Annotated in this window: 15 protein-coding genes; 5 read left to right on the top strand and 10 right to left on the bottom strand. The window is 71.3% G+C overall.

The features are described from left to right. Both DIZ27_RS15565 and glgX read right to left on the bottom strand, forming a co-directional pair. The coding region (locus DIZ27_RS15565; protein WP_146228951.1) for a transposase at positions 1 to 219 on the bottom strand (219 nt) is incomplete at its 3' end. Positions 220 to 292: 73 nt separating this feature from the next. After that, positions 293 to 2,437, bottom strand: a complete 2,145-nt coding sequence (glgX, locus tag DIZ27_RS15560) for a glycogen debranching protein GlgX (RefSeq protein WP_109378990.1) — start codon at positions 2,435 to 2,437, stop codon at positions 293 to 295. A gap of 290 nt (positions 2,438 to 2,727) precedes the next feature. Between glgX and DIZ27_RS15555 the strand changes: the two genes are divergently transcribed. Together DIZ27_RS15555 and DIZ27_RS15550 are read left to right on the top strand one after the other, a co-directional pair. Next, positions 2,728 to 3,966, top strand: a complete 1,239-nt coding sequence (locus DIZ27_RS15555) for an SAV2148 family HEPN domain-containing protein (RefSeq protein ID WP_109378989.1) — start codon at positions 2,728 to 2,730, stop codon at positions 3,964 to 3,966. A 130-nt stretch (positions 3,967 to 4,096) separates the two neighbouring features. Further along, positions 4,097 to 4,819: a 3'-5' exonuclease gene (locus DIZ27_RS15550; protein WP_109378988.1), complete on the top strand. Its 723-nt coding sequence runs from the start codon at positions 4,097 to 4,099 to the stop codon at positions 4,817 to 4,819. 52 nt (positions 4,820 to 4,871) lie between these two features. Here the strand turns inward: DIZ27_RS15550 and DIZ27_RS15545 are convergent, their stop codons facing one another. Further along, positions 4,872 to 5,741: an aminoglycoside phosphotransferase family protein gene (locus tag DIZ27_RS15545; protein ID WP_109378987.1), complete on the bottom strand. Its 870-nt coding sequence runs from the start codon at positions 5,739 to 5,741 to the stop codon at positions 4,872 to 4,874. A gap of 213 nt (positions 5,742 to 5,954) precedes the next feature. On the opposite strand from DIZ27_RS15545, the gene mgt reads away from it, so the two are divergent. From mgt to DIZ27_RS15530, 3 genes are all read left to right on the top strand, one after another. Beyond that, positions 5,955 to 7,154 carry a macrolide-inactivating glycosyltransferase gene (gene mgt, locus DIZ27_RS15540; protein WP_109378986.1) on the top strand — a complete coding sequence of 400 codons (1,200 nt, stop codon included), beginning with the start codon at positions 5,955 to 5,957 and terminating at the stop codon, positions 7,152 to 7,154. A gap of 102 nt (positions 7,155 to 7,256) precedes the next feature. Beyond that, positions 7,257 to 7,805 (top strand): DUF1697 domain-containing protein, encoded by a 549-nt coding sequence (locus DIZ27_RS15535; RefSeq protein ID WP_109378985.1) that lies wholly within the window; start codon positions 7,257 to 7,259, stop codon positions 7,803 to 7,805. Next, positions 7,798 to 8,172: a DUF4440 domain-containing protein gene (locus DIZ27_RS15530; RefSeq protein WP_109378984.1), complete on the top strand. Its 375-nt coding sequence runs from the start codon at positions 7,798 to 7,800 to the stop codon at positions 8,170 to 8,172. Before DIZ27_RS15535 ends, DIZ27_RS15530 begins: the two co-directional genes overlap by 8 nt. A 45-nt stretch (positions 8,173 to 8,217) precedes the next feature. On the opposite strand, the gene DIZ27_RS15525 is transcribed toward DIZ27_RS15530, so the two are convergent. From DIZ27_RS15525 to cysC, 7 genes are all read right to left on the bottom strand, one after another. Continuing rightward, positions 8,218 to 8,976: a sirohydrochlorin chelatase gene (locus DIZ27_RS15525; protein ID WP_109378983.1), complete on the bottom strand. Its 759-nt coding sequence runs from the start codon at positions 8,974 to 8,976 to the stop codon at positions 8,218 to 8,220. Positions 8,977 to 8,983: 7 nt separating this feature from the next. Continuing rightward, positions 8,984 to 9,874 carry an ABC transporter permease gene (locus DIZ27_RS15520; protein WP_109378982.1) on the bottom strand — a complete coding sequence of 297 codons (891 nt, stop codon included), beginning with the start codon at positions 9,872 to 9,874 and terminating at the stop codon, positions 8,984 to 8,986. Further along, positions 9,861 to 10,676 (bottom strand): ABC transporter ATP-binding protein, encoded by an 816-nt coding sequence (locus DIZ27_RS15515; RefSeq protein ID WP_109378981.1) that lies wholly within the window; start codon positions 10,674 to 10,676, stop codon positions 9,861 to 9,863. The genes DIZ27_RS15520 and DIZ27_RS15515 overlap by 14 nt, the downstream gene beginning before the upstream one ends. 38 nt (positions 10,677 to 10,714) lie before the next feature. Continuing rightward, entirely contained in the window at positions 10,715 to 11,818 is a 1,104-nt protein-coding gene (locus DIZ27_RS15510; protein ID WP_109378980.1) for an aliphatic sulfonate ABC transporter substrate-binding protein, read from the bottom strand. 222 nt (positions 11,819 to 12,040) lie between these two features. Continuing rightward, positions 12,041 to 13,375, bottom strand: a complete 1,335-nt coding sequence (locus DIZ27_RS15500; protein ID WP_109378978.1) for a sulfate adenylyltransferase subunit 1 — start codon at positions 13,373 to 13,375, stop codon at positions 12,041 to 12,043. Positions 13,376 to 13,377: 2 nt separating this feature from the next. Next, a complete protein-coding gene (gene cysD / locus DIZ27_RS15495; protein WP_109378977.1) occupies positions 13,378 to 14,331 on the bottom strand; it encodes a sulfate adenylyltransferase subunit CysD in 954 nt (317 codons plus the stop codon). Then, positions 14,328 to 14,864, bottom strand: a complete 537-nt coding sequence (gene cysC / locus DIZ27_RS15490; protein ID WP_375231972.1) for an adenylyl-sulfate kinase — start codon at positions 14,862 to 14,864, stop codon at positions 14,328 to 14,330. Before cysC ends, cysD begins: the two co-directional genes overlap by 4 nt. Positions 14,865 to 14,915: the final 51 nt, after the last annotated feature.

Below are 14,915 nucleotides of genomic sequence, written 5' to 3'. Positions count from 1 at the left end.
GAACACACCCGCGTCACGCCACTGCCGGAAGCGGTTGGAAACGGTTGACCAGGCGCCGAACTCGGTCGGCATCTCCCGCCACTGCCCGCCCGTCTTGAACCGCCAGATCACGCCCTCGAACTGCTGCCGCAGCCGCTCGGGGTACGGCCCGTACTGGCCGATCGGCAGGTACGGGCCGATGAACTCCCACTCCGCATCCGTCAGTTGCACTCGCGTCACATAAAACGATCTACCGGATCAGGTCCCGCCCCAAGAGCGAAACCCGCAGATTGATCACGACCCAATACGCGCCCTAGGCGGGCCGCTGAAGCACCGTCAGGCCCCGGTCGGTCAGCGTCAGCCGGGCACCGGCCCGCACCTTCGGACCGGTGCCCGGCGGCACGCAGTCCTCGCGGGCGGTGTCGACCACGACCTGCCACTGCCGGCCGTGGTCGACCGGCACCACGAACTCCAGCGGATGGGGGGAGGCGTTGAACATCAGCAGGAACGAGTCGTCCGTGATGCGTTCGCCGCGCCGGCCGGGTTCCGAGATCGCGTTGCCGTTGAGGAACACCGTCAGCGCCGAGGCCCGCGCCGAGTCCCAGTCCCGCTGGGTCATCTCCGCCCCCTCCGGAGTGAACCAGGCGATGTCGGACAGGTCGTCGTGGGTGCCCTCCACCGGCCGTCCGTGGAAGAAGCGGCGCCTGCGGAAGACCGGATGGTTCTTGCGCAGCCACACCATCGCGCGGGTGAAGGCCAGCAGCCGGTCCTGCTGGTCCCGCTGGTCGCGCTGACCCCGCTGGTCCCGCTCCCCGGGCCAGTCGATCCAGGCCAGCTCGTTGTCCTGGCAGTAGGCGTTGTTGTTGCCGCGCTGGGTGCGGGCGACCTCGTCGCCGTGACTGATCATCGGCACGCCCTGGGAGAGCATCAGCGTCGCGATGAAGTTCCGCATCTGCCGGGCCCGCAGCCGCAGCACGTCCGGGTCGTCGGTCTCGCCCTCGGCGCCGCAGTTCCAGGACCGGTTGTGGCTCTCGCCGTCCCGGTCGTCCTCGCCGTTGGCCGCGTTGTGCTTGTGGTCGTAGGACACCAGGTCGTGCAGGGTGAAGCCGTCGTGGCAGGTCACGAAGTTGATCGAGGCCAGCGGGCGCCGCCCGTCGTCCTGGTACAGGTCGGAGGAGCCGGTCAGCCGGGAGGCGAACTCCGCGAGCGTGCGCGGCTCGCCCCGCCACAGGTCCCGCACGGTGTCCCGGTACTTGCCGTTCCACTCGGTCCACAGCGGCGGGAAGTTGCCCACCTGGTAGCCGCCCTCGCCCACGTCCCACGGCTCGGCGATCAGCTTCACCTGGGAGACCACCGGGTCCTGCTGCACCAGGTCGAAGAACGACGAGAGCCGGTCCACCTCGTGGAACTGCCGCGCCAGGGTCGCCGCGAGATCGAAGCGGAACCCGTCGACGTGCATCTCGGTGACCCAGTACCGCAGCGAGTCCATGATCATCTGCAGTACGTGCGGGGACCGCATGAGCAGGGAGTTCCCCGTCCCCGTCGTGTCGGTGTAGTGGCGCCTGTCGTGTCCCAGCCGGTAGTAGCCCGGGTTGTCGATGCCCTTGAAGGACAGCGTCGGGCCCAGATGGTTGCCCTCAGCGGTGTGGTTGTAGACGACGTCGAGGATGACCTCGATACCGGCCTCGTGCAGCGCCTTCACCGCCGACTTGAACTCCAGCACCTGCTGACCGCGGTCGCCCCAGGACGCGTAGGCGTTGTGCGGGGCGAAGAAGCCGATGGTGTTGTAGCCCCAGTAGTTGTTCAGGCCCATGTCCACCAGCCGGTGGTCGTTCACGAACTGGTGCACCGGCATCAGCTCCAGTGCCGTCACCCCGAGTTCGGTCAGATGCTCGATCAGCGCCGGGTGCGCGAGGCCCGCGTAGGTGCCGCGCAGCTCCTCCGGCAGTCCCGGATGGCGCATGGTGAGACCCTTGACGTGCGCCTCGTAGATCACCGTGTGGTGGTACTCCGTCCGGGGCGGCCGGTCGTCGCCCCAGTCGAAGTACGGGTTGACCACGACCGACGTCATCGTGTGCGGCGCCGAGTCCAGGTCGTTGCGCTGTTCGGGCGCGTCGAAGTGGTAGCCGTACACCTCCTCGCCCCAGCGGATCGACCCGCTGATCGCACGCGCGTACGGGTCGAGCAGCAGCTTCGCCGAGTTGCAGCGCAACCCCCGTTCGGGGGCGTACGGCCCGTGCACACGGAAGCCGTAGCGCTGTCCGGGCATGATGCCGGGCAGGTACGCGTGCCGCACGAACGCGTCGCTCTCGCGCAGTTCGACCGCCGTCTCGGAGCCGTCGTCGTGCAGCAGACACAGCTCTACTCGGTCCGCGGCCTCCGTGAAGACCGCGAAGTTCGTGCCGGCGCCGTCGTACGTGGCACCGAGGGGATACGCCTCGCCAGGCCAGACCTGCATGGACACGACTCTTTCAGGTGGACGGCCCCGGTGGGGGCGCCTTGCCCCCGAGTGTTTGCCGTGTCGTCCCACGCGGTACCCGTTCCCCGAACCGGGCCTTCCTGTCGGTGATGCTGCGAAAACACAGTGAATCCGACCACTCATGGGAAGCGGTCATGGAAGAACAGTCGTGTGGAAGGCGGAAGTTGAGAAACGACCCCGCCATCGGGCTGCACCGCGCACCGCATGCGGAGTACTCTCCTTGATCGTTGGGGCTGGGAGTGCTCGGGGGAGCGGAAGGCGGTGCGCGGGTGGGTTCGGGAGGGCTGGAGCTGCCCCCTGGTGACGAGGGTCACGAGGGAAACTCCACGGACGTCCCGCCCGGTGCGGTGTCGTTGGCGCGGCCGATGGACGCGGGCTCGATCGGACCGGACCTGGACTGGGGCGCCGACGACTGGCGCGAGGTGCGGACCCGTGCCCAGCGGGCCGGCCGCGCCTACATCTGGCTGAACCTGGTCGAACAGCGGCTGCGCTCGGTCGTCGCCGCCGTGCTGCGTCCGGTCTACGAGCCGATGCACGGCGACGACTGGGTGGTCGCCGCCGCCGGACCCGCCGGGCAGGAGTGGGTGCAGCGCGCGGTCGCGGTGCGCGAGGTCAGCCGCCGCAAGGGCTATCTGCTCGACCCGGCCGACGACAACGTGCTCTCCTTCCTCACGCTTCCTCAGCTGCGGGAGCTGATGGTCCAGCACTGGCCGTGCTTCGAGCCGTACTTCGACGACCGGCGGGACGTCGAACTGGCCTTGGACGAGCTGGAGGTCACCCGCAACGTCGTCTCCCGCAACCGGGCGCTGTCCGAGGCGGTGCTGAACCAGGCCGAGCGGGCCTCGGCGCGGCTGCTGGAGATACTCGGTGCCGACGGCGACGTGCCGTCCGCGCGCCGACTGCCCGTGGACGCGGTGGAGGACCTGGTCGGCGACCGGTACGCGGACGTGGTCGCCGTCCACCCCGACCGGGTGCGGCTGCTCCGCCAGTTCCCGGCCGAGGACATCTTCGGTGGCGCCCGCCGCCTGGACGCCATCGGCATCGGCCTCAACCTGCTGGTGCAGAACTTCTCCGGACGCCGTCTGGTGCGGCTCGCCGAATCCGGCTGCCGGGTGCGGCTGCTGTTCCTCAACCCCGCCTCCAGCGCGGTCAAGCGCCGTGAGCGCGAACTCGGCCTCAAACGAGGGGAACTCGGCCGCGCGGTCGAGATGAACATCCTCCACATGCGCCGGGTGCGGTCCCGGCTGCGCGACCCGGGAGCCTTCGAGATCCAGGTCTACGACGAGACGCCCCGCTGCACGGCGTACCTCGTGGACGGGGACGGCGCCGACGGCGTCGGCGTGGTGCAGAACCATCTGCGCCGGGCCCGGGGGATGGAGGCACCGGTGCTGGTGCTGCGCAACGGCAGCAAGGTGGTCAAACCGGGTGAGCCCGAGGAGGGCGGCCTGTTCCCCACGTACCGTGAGGAGTTCGAGCAGATGTGGATGGATTCACGCCCGGTGTCGTGAATGCCCGCTTTGCGGTGGGCTGTCGTGAACCCTCCCGACCGGTGAACGGAAGGCGACCTTCGGGTTGTCAGTGGTGCGTGCGAAGGTGGTGACCACTGGGGGAACGCACCACACAGAAGGGGGACGGCCCATGGGCTGGCACCGAGAGCTGCTGATCGGCTTCGACCTGGAGACGACGGGCACCGACCCGCGCGAGGCGCGGATCGTCACGGGGGCCGTGATCGAGGTCAGGGACGGAGAGCCGCTGGGGCGCCGGGAGTGGCTGGCCGACCCCGGGGTGCCCATTCCGGCGGAGGCGGTGGCCGTGCACGGCATCAGCGGTGAGCGGGCGGCGGCCGAGGGAAGCCCCGCCGACCAGGTGGCCGACGAGATCGCCGACGTCCTCACCGCCCACTGGAGCGCGGGCGTCCCGGTCGTCGCCTACAACGCCGCGTTCGATCTGTCGCTGCTCTCCGCCGAACTGCACCGGTACGGGCTGCCCTCGCTGCGCGACCGGCTGGGCGGCACCGACCCCGCACCGGTCATCGATCCGTACACGATCGACCGCAGTGTCGACCGTTACCGCCGCGGCAAGCGCAACCTCGAAGCGGTCTGCGCGGAGTACGGCGTCGCGCTCGACTCCGCGCACGATGCGGCGGCCGACGCGCTCGCCGCTGCCCGGCTGGCCGGCGCGATAGCCGGCCGCCACCCGAAGGTCGCGGCCCTCGACCCGGCGGAGCTGCACCGCCGTCAGATCGAGTGGTACGCCGCATGGGCGGCGGACTTCCAGAGCTTCCTGCGCCGCAAGGGCGACGCCACCGCGACCGTCGACGGGACCTGGCCGCTGCGCGAGCCGGCCGGCCGGCGGGTCTGACCCGGTACCACGGGAAGTCCCGGCGGGGCGTGCGTGGTCGGGGCGTTCGGGGTCAGAACGGGTACCAGCGGACGGTCGGGTCGCCGTCCCGGAGGGACGCCACGCGGCGCCTGAACTCGGCCAGGGCCTTCGGGTTGCTCGGCGCGTGCTGGGAGACCCAGGCGCAACTGGCCGTCTCCCGCGCGCCGCGCAGCACCGCGCAGCCCTCCCAGGCGCGCACGTCCCAGCCGTACGTCTCGGTGAAGGACGCGTACGCCTCGTCCGACAGCCCGTAGCGGTCGTGGGACAGGGCCATGACCACCAGATCGTGCTCGCGCAGATCGGCGGAGAAGGTCTCCAGGTCGACCAGGACCGGCCCGTCCGGACCGACGTGCACGTTCCGGGGCAGCGCGTCCCCGTGGACGGGTCCCGGCGGCAGATGGGGCGTCAGCGCCGCGGCGGCCGCCGCGAAACCGTCGCGCCGCTCGCGCAGATACGCGGCGTCCTCGGGGTCGATCACCTCGCCCGCGAGCCGCAGCCAGCGTTCCACACCGCCCAGCAGCTCGCGGGGCGGCAGCCCGAAGGAGGGAGTGGGCAGGGCGTGCACCACCCGCAGCAGTGCGGCCAGGTCCCGGGGCTCGGCGGGCCGTACCGGCGCGGGCAGCCGGTGCCACACCGTCACCGGGTACCCCTCGACCAGCAGCGCCCGGGGCTCCGCCGCCCGCACCGCCGGTACGCCGGCCTCGGCGAGCCACAGCGCGACGGCCAGCTCCCGGCGGGCCCGCTCCAGCAGGCCGCCGTCGCGGCCGACCTTGACGACCAGGTCACCGGCGGCGAACACCGCGTTCTCGCCCAGGGCGAGCAGCCGCGCGTCCCGGGCGGCCGCGCGCCCCGACAGTACGTCCGCCGCCGCCAGGACGTCCCGCGCCCGTACCTCGTCCATCCGTCTCCGCCTCCGTGACTGTGCCGACCTGTGTCCGCTGCCGGTCGGACCCGGTCCTTCCTCGGGTCCTGCCCCGGGCCCGTCCCCGGTCCGCGCCATCGGTAAGTGTCGCATTCGCACAGGTCGGCCGAGTGCGGCGTGCCCCGGTGGTGGTGCAGCGCCGTCCTCTTATTCCAGTTGCACGAGACGTATCGTCTCGTCTAGGGTCGAGGCATGACCCGTCCCGCTCACATCGCCATGTTCTCCATCGCCGCCCACGGCCACGTGAACCCGAGCCTCGAGGTGATCCGCGAGCTCGTGGCGCGCGGCCACCGGGTGACGTACGCGATCCCGTCCCTGTTCGCGGAGAAGGTCGCCGAAACCGGTGCCGAACCCAAGCTGTGGAACAGCACCCTGCCCGGCCCCGACGCCGACCCCGAGGAATGGGGCACCACGCTGCTGGACAACGTGGAGCCCTTTCTCGACGACGCCATCCAGGCGCTCCCGCAGCTGATCGAGGCCTACGAGGGGGACACCCCGGACCTCGTGCTGCACGACATCGCCGCCTACCAGGCCCGCGTCCTCGCCCACCGCTGGGGCGTCCCCTCGGTCTCCCTCTCACCGTGCCTCGTCGCCTGGGAGGGCTACGAACAGGAGGTCGCCGAGCCGATGTGGGAGGAGCCGAAGAAGACCGAGCGAGGTCGCGCCTACTACGCCCGCTTGCACGCCTGGCTGGAGGAGAACGGGATCACCGAGCACCCCGACCCCTTCCTGGGCCGCCCCGCCCGCTCCGTCGTCCTCATCCCCAAGGCCCTGCAGCCCCACGCCGACCGCGTCGACGAGAAGGCGTACTCCTTCGTCGGGGCCTGCCAGGGCGACCGCACCGCCGAGGGGGAGTGGAGGCGGCCCGCCGACGCCGAGAAGGTCGCCCTGGTGTCCCTGGGCTCGTCCTTCACCAAGCAGCCCGGCTTCTACCGGGAGTGCGTGAAGGCGTTCGGCGACCTGCCCGGCTGGCACCTGGTGCTCCAGATCGGCCGGCACGTCGACCCCGCCGAGCTGGGGGACGTACCGGCCGACGTCGAGGTGCACTCCTGGGTTCCACAACTGGCGGTGCTGAAGGAGGCCGACCTGTTCATCACCCACGCGGGCGCGGGCGGCAGCCAGGAGGGGCTGGCCACCGCCACCCCGATGATCGCCGTACCGCAGGCCGTGGACCAGTTCGGCAACGCCGACCTGCTCCAGGCGCTCGGGGTCGCCCGACACCTCCCCACGGAGGAGGCCACCGCCCTCGCCCTGCGCGCGGCGGCCCTCGACCTCGCCGGCGATCCGGAGGTCGCCCGCAGGCTGAAGGAGCTCCAGGCGGGAATGGCCCAGGAGGGCGGCACCCCCAGGGCGGCCGACCTCATCGAGGCGGAGCTTCCGAAGCGGCGGTAGCCGTTTCACGCAGTCCGCGCCGCCCCACCCCGCTCCGTCCCGCGCGGACACGGCCGTCGTGCCCAGCCCCACGGGGTGCGCCGGCCGCCCTATCGTGTGGGCATGACGACGACATACGCGGCGCTGCTGCGCGGGATCAATGTGGGCGGCGGCAGAAGAGTCCCGATGGCCGAACTGCGCACCCTGATGGAAAACCTCGGCCACGAAGCGGTGCGCACCCATCTCCAGAGCGGCCAGGCCGTGTTCACCTCCCCGCACGGCGACGAGGAGTCGCTGGCCGCCGGACTCGCGGAGGCGATCGAGCGGCACTTCGGCTTCGCCGTCGACGTGATCGTGCGCGACCACGCCTACTTACGGGGCGTCGCCGACGCCTGCCCGTTCCCGGCCGCCGAACTGGCCCCCAAGCAGCTCCACGTCACCTACTTCTCCGCCGCCGTCGACGCCGACCGCTTCGCGCAGATCGACGGGGCGGCCCACCTGCCCGAGGAGTTCCGCCTCGGCGACCGCGCCCTCTACCTGTACGCACCGGACGGCCTCGGCCGCTCCAAACTCGCCGAGCAACTGGCCAGGCCCAGGATCACCAGGGGCGTCATCGCCACCACCCGCAACTGGAACACCGTCGTCAAGCTCGTGGAGCTCACCCGTGCATGAGGAGAACAAGGCCGTGGACGCCGCCATCGAGGGCGAGCTGAAACTCCTGGACCCCGAGGTGCGCCGCTCGCCCGAGCGGGTCGGGGCGCTGCTGGATCCGGAGTTCGTCGAGTTCGGCGCCTCCGGACGGATCTGGGACCGCGACTCGATCATCGCCCTGCTCGCCGGCGAACACGTGTCGGGGGACCTGGCCGGCACCGTCTCCGACATCAAGGCCACGCAGCTCGCCCCCGACGTCGTCCACCTCACCTTCGAAACGGACCACAACGGCCGCCGCGCGCGCCGCAGTTCGCTGTGGCGTCGCACCGGCCGGGACTGGCTTCTCTACTTCCACCAGGGGACGCTGTTCGACCCGGACGAGGAGTGACCGGCCGGTGCGGGGCCGGGGCCGCACACCCTTGAGCCCGCGCCGTCAGGCCCCCAGCGCCCCCACCGCCGCCAGCTCCGGAGTCCGCGCAGCGTCGTACCGCTCCAGCAGGACCCGCGCCACCTCGGGGGCCGGGCCCAGCACGTCCGCCCGTACGTCCGCCGCCGCCGCGCCCCGCGCGATGCGGTCCGGGAGGAAGCCGGGGGCGAGCACGTACGGGGCGACGGCGACGCGCTCGCAGCCGAGGGCGTGCAGCTCCCGCACCGCGTCCTCGGTGCGGGGGAAGCCTGCGGGAGAACCGGCGGAGGCGAACGCAGGCCGCACGGCGCACCAACCGGTGTGCCGCCACTCCCGCGCGATTGCTGCGATCACTGCGATCGCCTCCGGGTCGGTGGACCCCGCCGAGGCCAGGACGACCCCGGTCGAGGACTTGTCGGCGGGGGTGAGACCCGCCTCGTGCAGCCGGCGTTCCAGCGCGGCGAGGAGCAGGGGGGACGGGCCCAGCACGTCCGCCTGACGGACGCGCAGCCGGGCGGGCGCCTCCGCGAGGACCGCCGGGATGTCCGCCTTGGCGTGGAAGGCCCGGGTCAGCAGCAGAGGGAGGGCCACCACGTCGCGCACCCCCTCCGCCGCGAGGGACTCCAGCACGCCGGGCACGGAGGGGATGGTGAAGTCGAGGAAGCCGGTCTCCACCCGCAGTCCCGGCCGCAGCGACCGCACCCGCCGTACCAGGGCGTGCACGGTCGCGGCGTGCCGCGGATCGCGGCTGCCGTGAGCGATGACGAGAAGTACCGGTCGGCGCACGGTCGGCTCAGTCCTTCGTCAGCAGGCCGCGGCTGCGCAGGACCCACCGCTCCAACGGGCTGAAGATCAGCAGGTCGATGGCGACACCCACGGTCAGGATCAGCAGGATCGCCTCGAACACCATCGCCATGTCGCTGGCGTTGCGGCCGTTCTCCAGCAGCTGCCCGAGGCCGATGCCGAGGTCCGGGAACGACGCGATGATCTCCGCGGCCATCAGTGAGCGCCAGGAGAACGCCCAGCCCTGCTTCAGACCCGCCACATAGCCGGGCAGCGCGGCCGGCAGCACGATGTGCCAGGTGCCCTTCAGACCCGTCGCGCCGAGCGTACGGCCGGCCCGCACGAACAGCGGGGACACCTGGTCGACGCCGGAGACCAGGCCGTTGGCGATGGAGGGGACCGCGCCGAGCAGGATCACCGCGTACATCATCTGGTTGTTCAGGCCCAGCCAGATCACGGCCGGCGGCACCCACGCCACCGACGGCAGGGACTGCAGCCCGGACAGGATCGGGCCGAGTGCCGCGCGCACGAACCGCACCCGCGCCACCAGCAGACCCAGCGGGGTGCCGATCAGCAGCGCGAAGAAGAAGCCGAGCAGTCCGCGCGAGACGCTGGTCCAGATGTAGCCGAGCAGTTCGCCCTCGAGCCACGCCTGCCGCAGGACGCCCCACACGGCGCCCGGCGAGGGCAGCTTGGTGGGATCGTCGACGATCCTGAACGAGACCAGCGCCTGCCACACCGTCAGCACCAGGGCGACGGCGAGGACCGGCGGCAGGATCTTCTCGACGAACGTCCGGCGCCACGGCTTGCGGCTCCGCTGCACCGTCTCCAGTGCGTCGAGTCCCGCCTCCAGACCGGCGAGGTCGCCGCCGTCCTTGGTGGTCGTCTCAGTGCTTGCCATGACGGCGGATCTCCCCACGGAGTTCTTCGGTGATCTCGACGGACAGTTCCGCCACCGCGGTGTCCTCGATACGGCGCGGGTGCTCGATGTCCACCGTCCACTGGCGGGCGATCCGGCCCGGCCGGGACGACAGCAGCACCACCCGCCCGGCGAGCCGGACGGCCTCGCGCACGTTGTGCGTGACGAACAGGACGGACAGCCGGCCCGCGGCGGAGCCGCTGGTGTTCGCGGTGTGCCAGACCCGGGTCAGCTCGTCGTGCAGCACGTCCCGCGTGATGGCGTCCAGCGCCGCGAACGGCTCGTCCATCAGCAGTAGCCTGCTCTCCTGGGCGAGCGCCCGGGCCAGCGCCACCCGCTGGCGCATACCGCCGGACAGCTCGTGCACCCGCTTGCCGTGGGCGCCCCCCAGCCGGACCAGCTCCAGCAGCTCCTCGGCCCGGCCGCGGCGCTCGGACTTCGGCACGCCCCTCAGCTTCAGGGCGAGTTCGATGTTCTTGCCCGCGGTCAGCCAGGGGAACAGCGCGTGCTCCTGGAACATCAGTGCCGGGCGGCCGTCCGTGCTGATCGTGCCGGCGGTGGGCCGGTCGAGGCCCGCGACCAGGTTGAGCAGCGTGGACTTGCCGCAGCCCGAGGCTCCCAGCAGGGTGACGAACTCGCCGGGCGCGACATCGAGGCTGATGTCGTCCAGGACGAGCTGCTGCCCGGCCGGACCCGGATACGACTTCGAGACGTGCTCGATCCGGGCGGCGTGGGTGGCTGCCGTCTCGGTGCCGTCGGCGGCCTTGGCGAGGGTCGTGGCCATGGTCGTCACCTCCTGGGACGTTTCTTCGGGATCAGGGGTCAGCCGACGCCGAGACCGGCGTCGTCGAAGGCGGGTGCGCCCTCGGCCGCGAGGACCTTGTTGAGGAGCGTGAGGTCGTAGACGCCCTTCAAGTCGGGCTTCTCCAACAGGCCCGCCGCGACGGCGTGTTCCGCCTGGGCGTCGAGGGTGGCGGCCAGCGGGTCGTCGGTGAACCGGATCGACTCCCACGCCGGGTCCAGTACGTCGGCGGGCAGGGCCTTGCCGGAGTCGGCCGCCAGCTGCTCGTTGGCGGCGGCCCTGGCCTCCTCCGGGTGGGCGTCGATCCACCGGTTGGTCTCGACCGACGCCCTGAGCACCGCCTCGACGGCCTTCGGGTGCTTCTCCAGGAACTCCTGGCGCACGACGATGTTCGTGATGACGAACTCCTCGTCGGGCCACAGCGAGGCCTCGTCCAGCAGCACCTTCCCGCCCTCGGCGACCAGTTTCGACGCGGTGGGCTCCGGTACCCACGCTCCGTCGACCGACCCGGCCGCGAAGGCGTCCGGGGTCACCTTGTTGTCGCTGCGGACGACCGTCACATCCCCTTTGCCGCTCTGTGAATCGACCGTCCAGCCCTGTTCGGACGCCCAGTTGAGGAACGCCACGTCCTGTGTGTTGCCGAGCTGCGGTGTCGCGATCCGCTTGCCCTCGACGTCCTCGAGGGACTTCACCCGGTCCGGGTTCACCACCAGCTTCACCCCGCCGGACGCCGAACCGCCGATGATCCGCAGGTTCTTGCCGCGCGACTTGACGTAGCCGTTGATCGCCGGGGAGGGGCCGATCCAACCGATGTCGATCGAGCCGGAGTTGAGTGCCTCGATCTCGGACGGCCCCGCGTTGAAGACCGCGTACCGGGCCTCGGTGGCACCGAGCTCCTTCTGGAAGAAGCCCTTCTGGTTGCCCACCAGCGCGGTCCCGTGGGTGAGGTTGCCGAAGTAGCCGATCCTGACCGAGTCGAGGCCGTCGGTCTTCCGCGCCCCGGCGACGATGTCGGCCGCGCCCTTGTCCTTGGCCTGGGAGCCGTAGCCGCACCCGGTGAGGGCGAGCAGTACCAGCGCGGCCGTCACGGCGAACGCGCGGCGCGGGGCGGATGTGGCAGACACGACAGGTGTTCCTCTCGGAGGCCCGGCGGTCACGGACTCTTAGGCCGCGGCCGGGCGGTCGGCGGGTTCTCGCCTACGGTGACGGGTGCTGAGGGCGCGGGGGCGGTGTGCGCACGTCATCGCGCACATCGGGCCACCCCGCCCTGCCCGCTCCCCAGAGCCCCACTCCCGACACGTCCGCCCTCCTTGGCGAACGTGACGTAGAAACCTGTGGAGTGCATTTCAGAAGTCCCATCCGTCGTCCTCGTCCGCGCCCTTGACGGGCTCGGGGGCGGCGAAGGACTCGCCGGCCATGCCCGCGGTGAGCGTGGTGCCGTCGTTCGGGTCGATGAGGATGAACGAACCGGTGCGCCGCGAGTTCGCGTACGAGTCGGCGGGCAGCGGCTCGGCGGTACGGATCTTCACCCGGCCGATGTCGTTGGCGACGAGCTGCCCGGGGTGCGGGTGCAGGGACAGGTCGTCCAGCGTCAGCCGGGCCGGGATGTCCTTCACGATCGCCTTGACCGTGCGGGTCCCGTGCTTGAGCAGCACCCGGTGGCCGACGGTCAGCGGCTGGTCGGCGACATGGCACACGGTGGCCTCGACGTCCTGCGTGGTGGCCGGCGCGTCCTTGCTCGGGACCAGCAGGTCACCGCGGGAGATGTCGATGTCGTCCGCCAGCAGCAGCGTCACCGACTGCGGTGTCCAGGCCGCCTCGACGGGCTTGCCCAGCAGGTCGATCCCGGTGATCGTCGTCGTCCGGCCGGACGGCAGCACGGTCACCTCGTCGCCGGTGCGGAACGTCCCCGCGGCGATCTGACCGGCGTACCCCCGGTAGTCCGGGTGCTCGGCACTCTGCGGCCGGATCACGTACTGCACGGGCAGCCGGGCGTGGCAGTGCGCCAGGTCGTGGCTGACCGGCACCGTCTCCAGGTGCTCCAGCACCGTCGGGCCGCCGTACCAGTCCATGTGCGCCGACGGCTCCACGACGTTGTCGCCGACGAGCGCCGAGATCGGGATCGCGGTGACCTCCGGCACGCCCAGCTCGGTCGCGTACGCCGTGAACTCCTCGGCGATCCGCGCGAACACCGCCTCCTCGTAGCCGGTCAGGTCCATCTTGTTGACGGCGAGGACGACATGGGGCACGCGCAGCAGGGCGGCGATGGCGGCGTGCCGCCGGGTCTGCTCGACGACGCCGTTGCGGGCGTCGACCAGGATGACGGTCAGCTCCGCGGTGGAGGCACCGGTGACCATGTTGCGGGTGTACTGCACATGGCCCGGGGTGTCGGCGAGGATGAACCGGCGCCGCGGCGTGGCGAAGTAACGGTACGCCACGTCGATGGTGATGCCCTGTTCCCGCTCGGCCCGCAGCCCGTCGGTGAGCAGGGCGAGGTCGGGGGCCTCCTGGCCGCGGCTCACCGACGCCCGCTCCACGGCCTCGAGCTGGTCGGTGAGGACCGACTTGGAGTCGTGCAGCAGCCGGCCCACCAGGGTGGACTTGCCGTCGTCCACGGAACCGGCGGTGGCGAACCGCAGCAGGGTCGTCTCCGCGAGCGCCTCGCTCGTGATCGTGCTCATGTCTAGAAGTACCCCTCGCGCTTGCGGTCTTCCATCGCTGCCTCGGAGAGCTTGTCGTCGGCGCGGGTGGCCCCGCGCTCGGTCAGCCGGGAGGCGGCGATCTCGGTGATCACCTTCTCGATGGAGTCGGCCCCGGAGTCGACCGCGCCGGTGCAGGACATGTCGCCCACCGTCCGGTAGCGGACGAGCCGCTTCTCGACGCGCTCGCCGTCCTTCGGGCCGCCCCAGTCGCCGGCGGTCAGCCACATGCCGCCCCGCCGGAACACCTCGCGCTGGTGGGCGTAGTAGATCTGCGGGAGCTCGATCCCCTCGCGGGCGATGTACTGCCACACGTCCAACTCGGTCCAGTTGGACAGCGGGAACACCCGGACGTGCTCCCCGGGGGCGTGCCGGCCGTTGTAGAGGTTCCACAGTTCGGGCCGCTGGCGGCGGGGGTCCCACTGGGAGAACTCGTCGCGCAGGGAGAACACCCGTTCCTTGGCGCGGGCCTTCTCCTCGTCCCGGCGGCCACCGCCGAACACGGCGTCGAACTTCTCGGCGGCGATCTTCTCGGTGAGCGGCAGCGTCTGGAGCGGGTTGCGGGTGCCGTCGGGGCGTTCGCGCAGCACTCCGCGGTCGATGTAGTCCTGCACGGAGGCGACGTGCAGCCGCAGCCCGTGCCGCGCGACCGTGCGGTCGCGGTAGTCGAGGACCTCGGGGAAGTTGTGCCCGGTGTCGACGTGCAGCAGCGAGAAGGGGACGGGCGCCGGAGCGAAGGCCTTCAGCGCCAGGTGCAGCATCAGGATGGAGTCCTTGCCGCCGGAGAAGAGGATCACCGGGTTCTCGAACTCGCCCGCGACCTCGCGGAAGATGTGCACCGCCTCCGACTCGAGGGCGTCGAGGTGGGAGAGGGTGTACGGCTCGGCCGCACCGCCGGTGCCCTCGCCGCCCGTCTCGACCGTGGCCACGGTTGTCATGCCAGTCCCCTTTCGCTCAGCAGGGCGTGCACCGCCGCGGCGGATTCCTGGACGGTCTGGTGCTGCGACTCGATGCGCAGATCGGGTGAGACGGGAGCCTCGTACGGGTCGTCCACCCCGGTCAGCCCGGTGAGCTCACCCGCGGCCTGTTTGGCGTACAGGCCCTTCACGTCGCGTGCGGAGCACACCTCGACCGGAGTCGCCACGTGCACCTCGAGGTACGACGTGCCGTTCGTCTCGTGCCGCTTCCGGACCGCGTCCCGGCTGTCGGCGTACGGCGCGATCACCGGGACCAGCGCGGTGACGCCGTTACGGGCGAGGAGTTCGGCGACGAAGCCGATGCGCTGCACGTTGGTGTGCCGGTCCTCGCGGCTGAAGCCGAGGCCCGCGGAGAGGAACTCGCGGATCTCGTCGCCGTCGAGCAGCTCGACACGTCGGCCCTCCTCGCGCAGCCGGCCGGCCAGTTCGTGGGCGATGGTGGTCTTGCCTGCGCTCGGCAGACCAGTGAGCCAGACGGTGGCTCCGGTCGTCACGTCGGTCTCCTGGTTCGTGGCGGTCGTGAAAGATGTTGGGGGCGCTGGGGG

It is taken from the genome of Streptomyces sp. NWU339 (assembly GCF_003143855.1).
In the GTDB taxonomy this organism is placed as follows: Bacteria; Actinomycetota; Actinomycetes; order Streptomycetales; family Streptomycetaceae; genus Streptomyces.
The sequence above is the reverse complement of the archived record's forward strand: the minus strand, read 5'-3'. Positions and strand labels throughout refer to the sequence as shown.

Coding starts and splice junctions, on each gene's coding strand:
- glgX (WP_109378990.1), bottom strand. CDS start 2,437: ATGCAGGTCTGGCCTGGCGAGGCGTATCCCCTCGGTGCCACGTACGAC.
- DIZ27_RS15550 (WP_109378988.1), top strand. CDS start 4,097: ATGGGCTGGCACCGAGAGCTGCTGATCGGCTTCGACCTGGAGACGACG.
- DIZ27_RS15545 (WP_109378987.1), bottom strand. CDS start 5,741: ATGGACGAGGTACGGGCGCGGGACGTCCTGGCGGCGGCGGACGTACTG.
- mgt (WP_109378986.1), top strand. CDS start 5,955: ATGACCCGTCCCGCTCACATCGCCATGTTCTCCATCGCCGCCCACGGC.
- DIZ27_RS15535 (WP_109378985.1), top strand. CDS start 7,257: ATGACGACGACATACGCGGCGCTGCTGCGCGGGATCAATGTGGGCGGC.
- DIZ27_RS15520 (WP_109378982.1), bottom strand. CDS start 9,874: ATGGCAAGCACTGAGACGACCACCAAGGACGGCGGCGACCTCGCCGGT.
- DIZ27_RS15515 (WP_109378981.1), bottom strand. CDS start 10,676: ATGGCCACGACCCTCGCCAAGGCCGCCGACGGCACCGAGACGGCAGCC.
- DIZ27_RS15500 (WP_109378978.1), bottom strand. CDS start 13,375: ATGAGCACGATCACGAGCGAGGCGCTCGCGGAGACGACCCTGCTGCGG.
- cysD (WP_109378977.1), bottom strand. CDS start 14,331: ATGACAACCGTGGCCACGGTCGAGACGGGCGGCGAGGGCACCGGCGGT.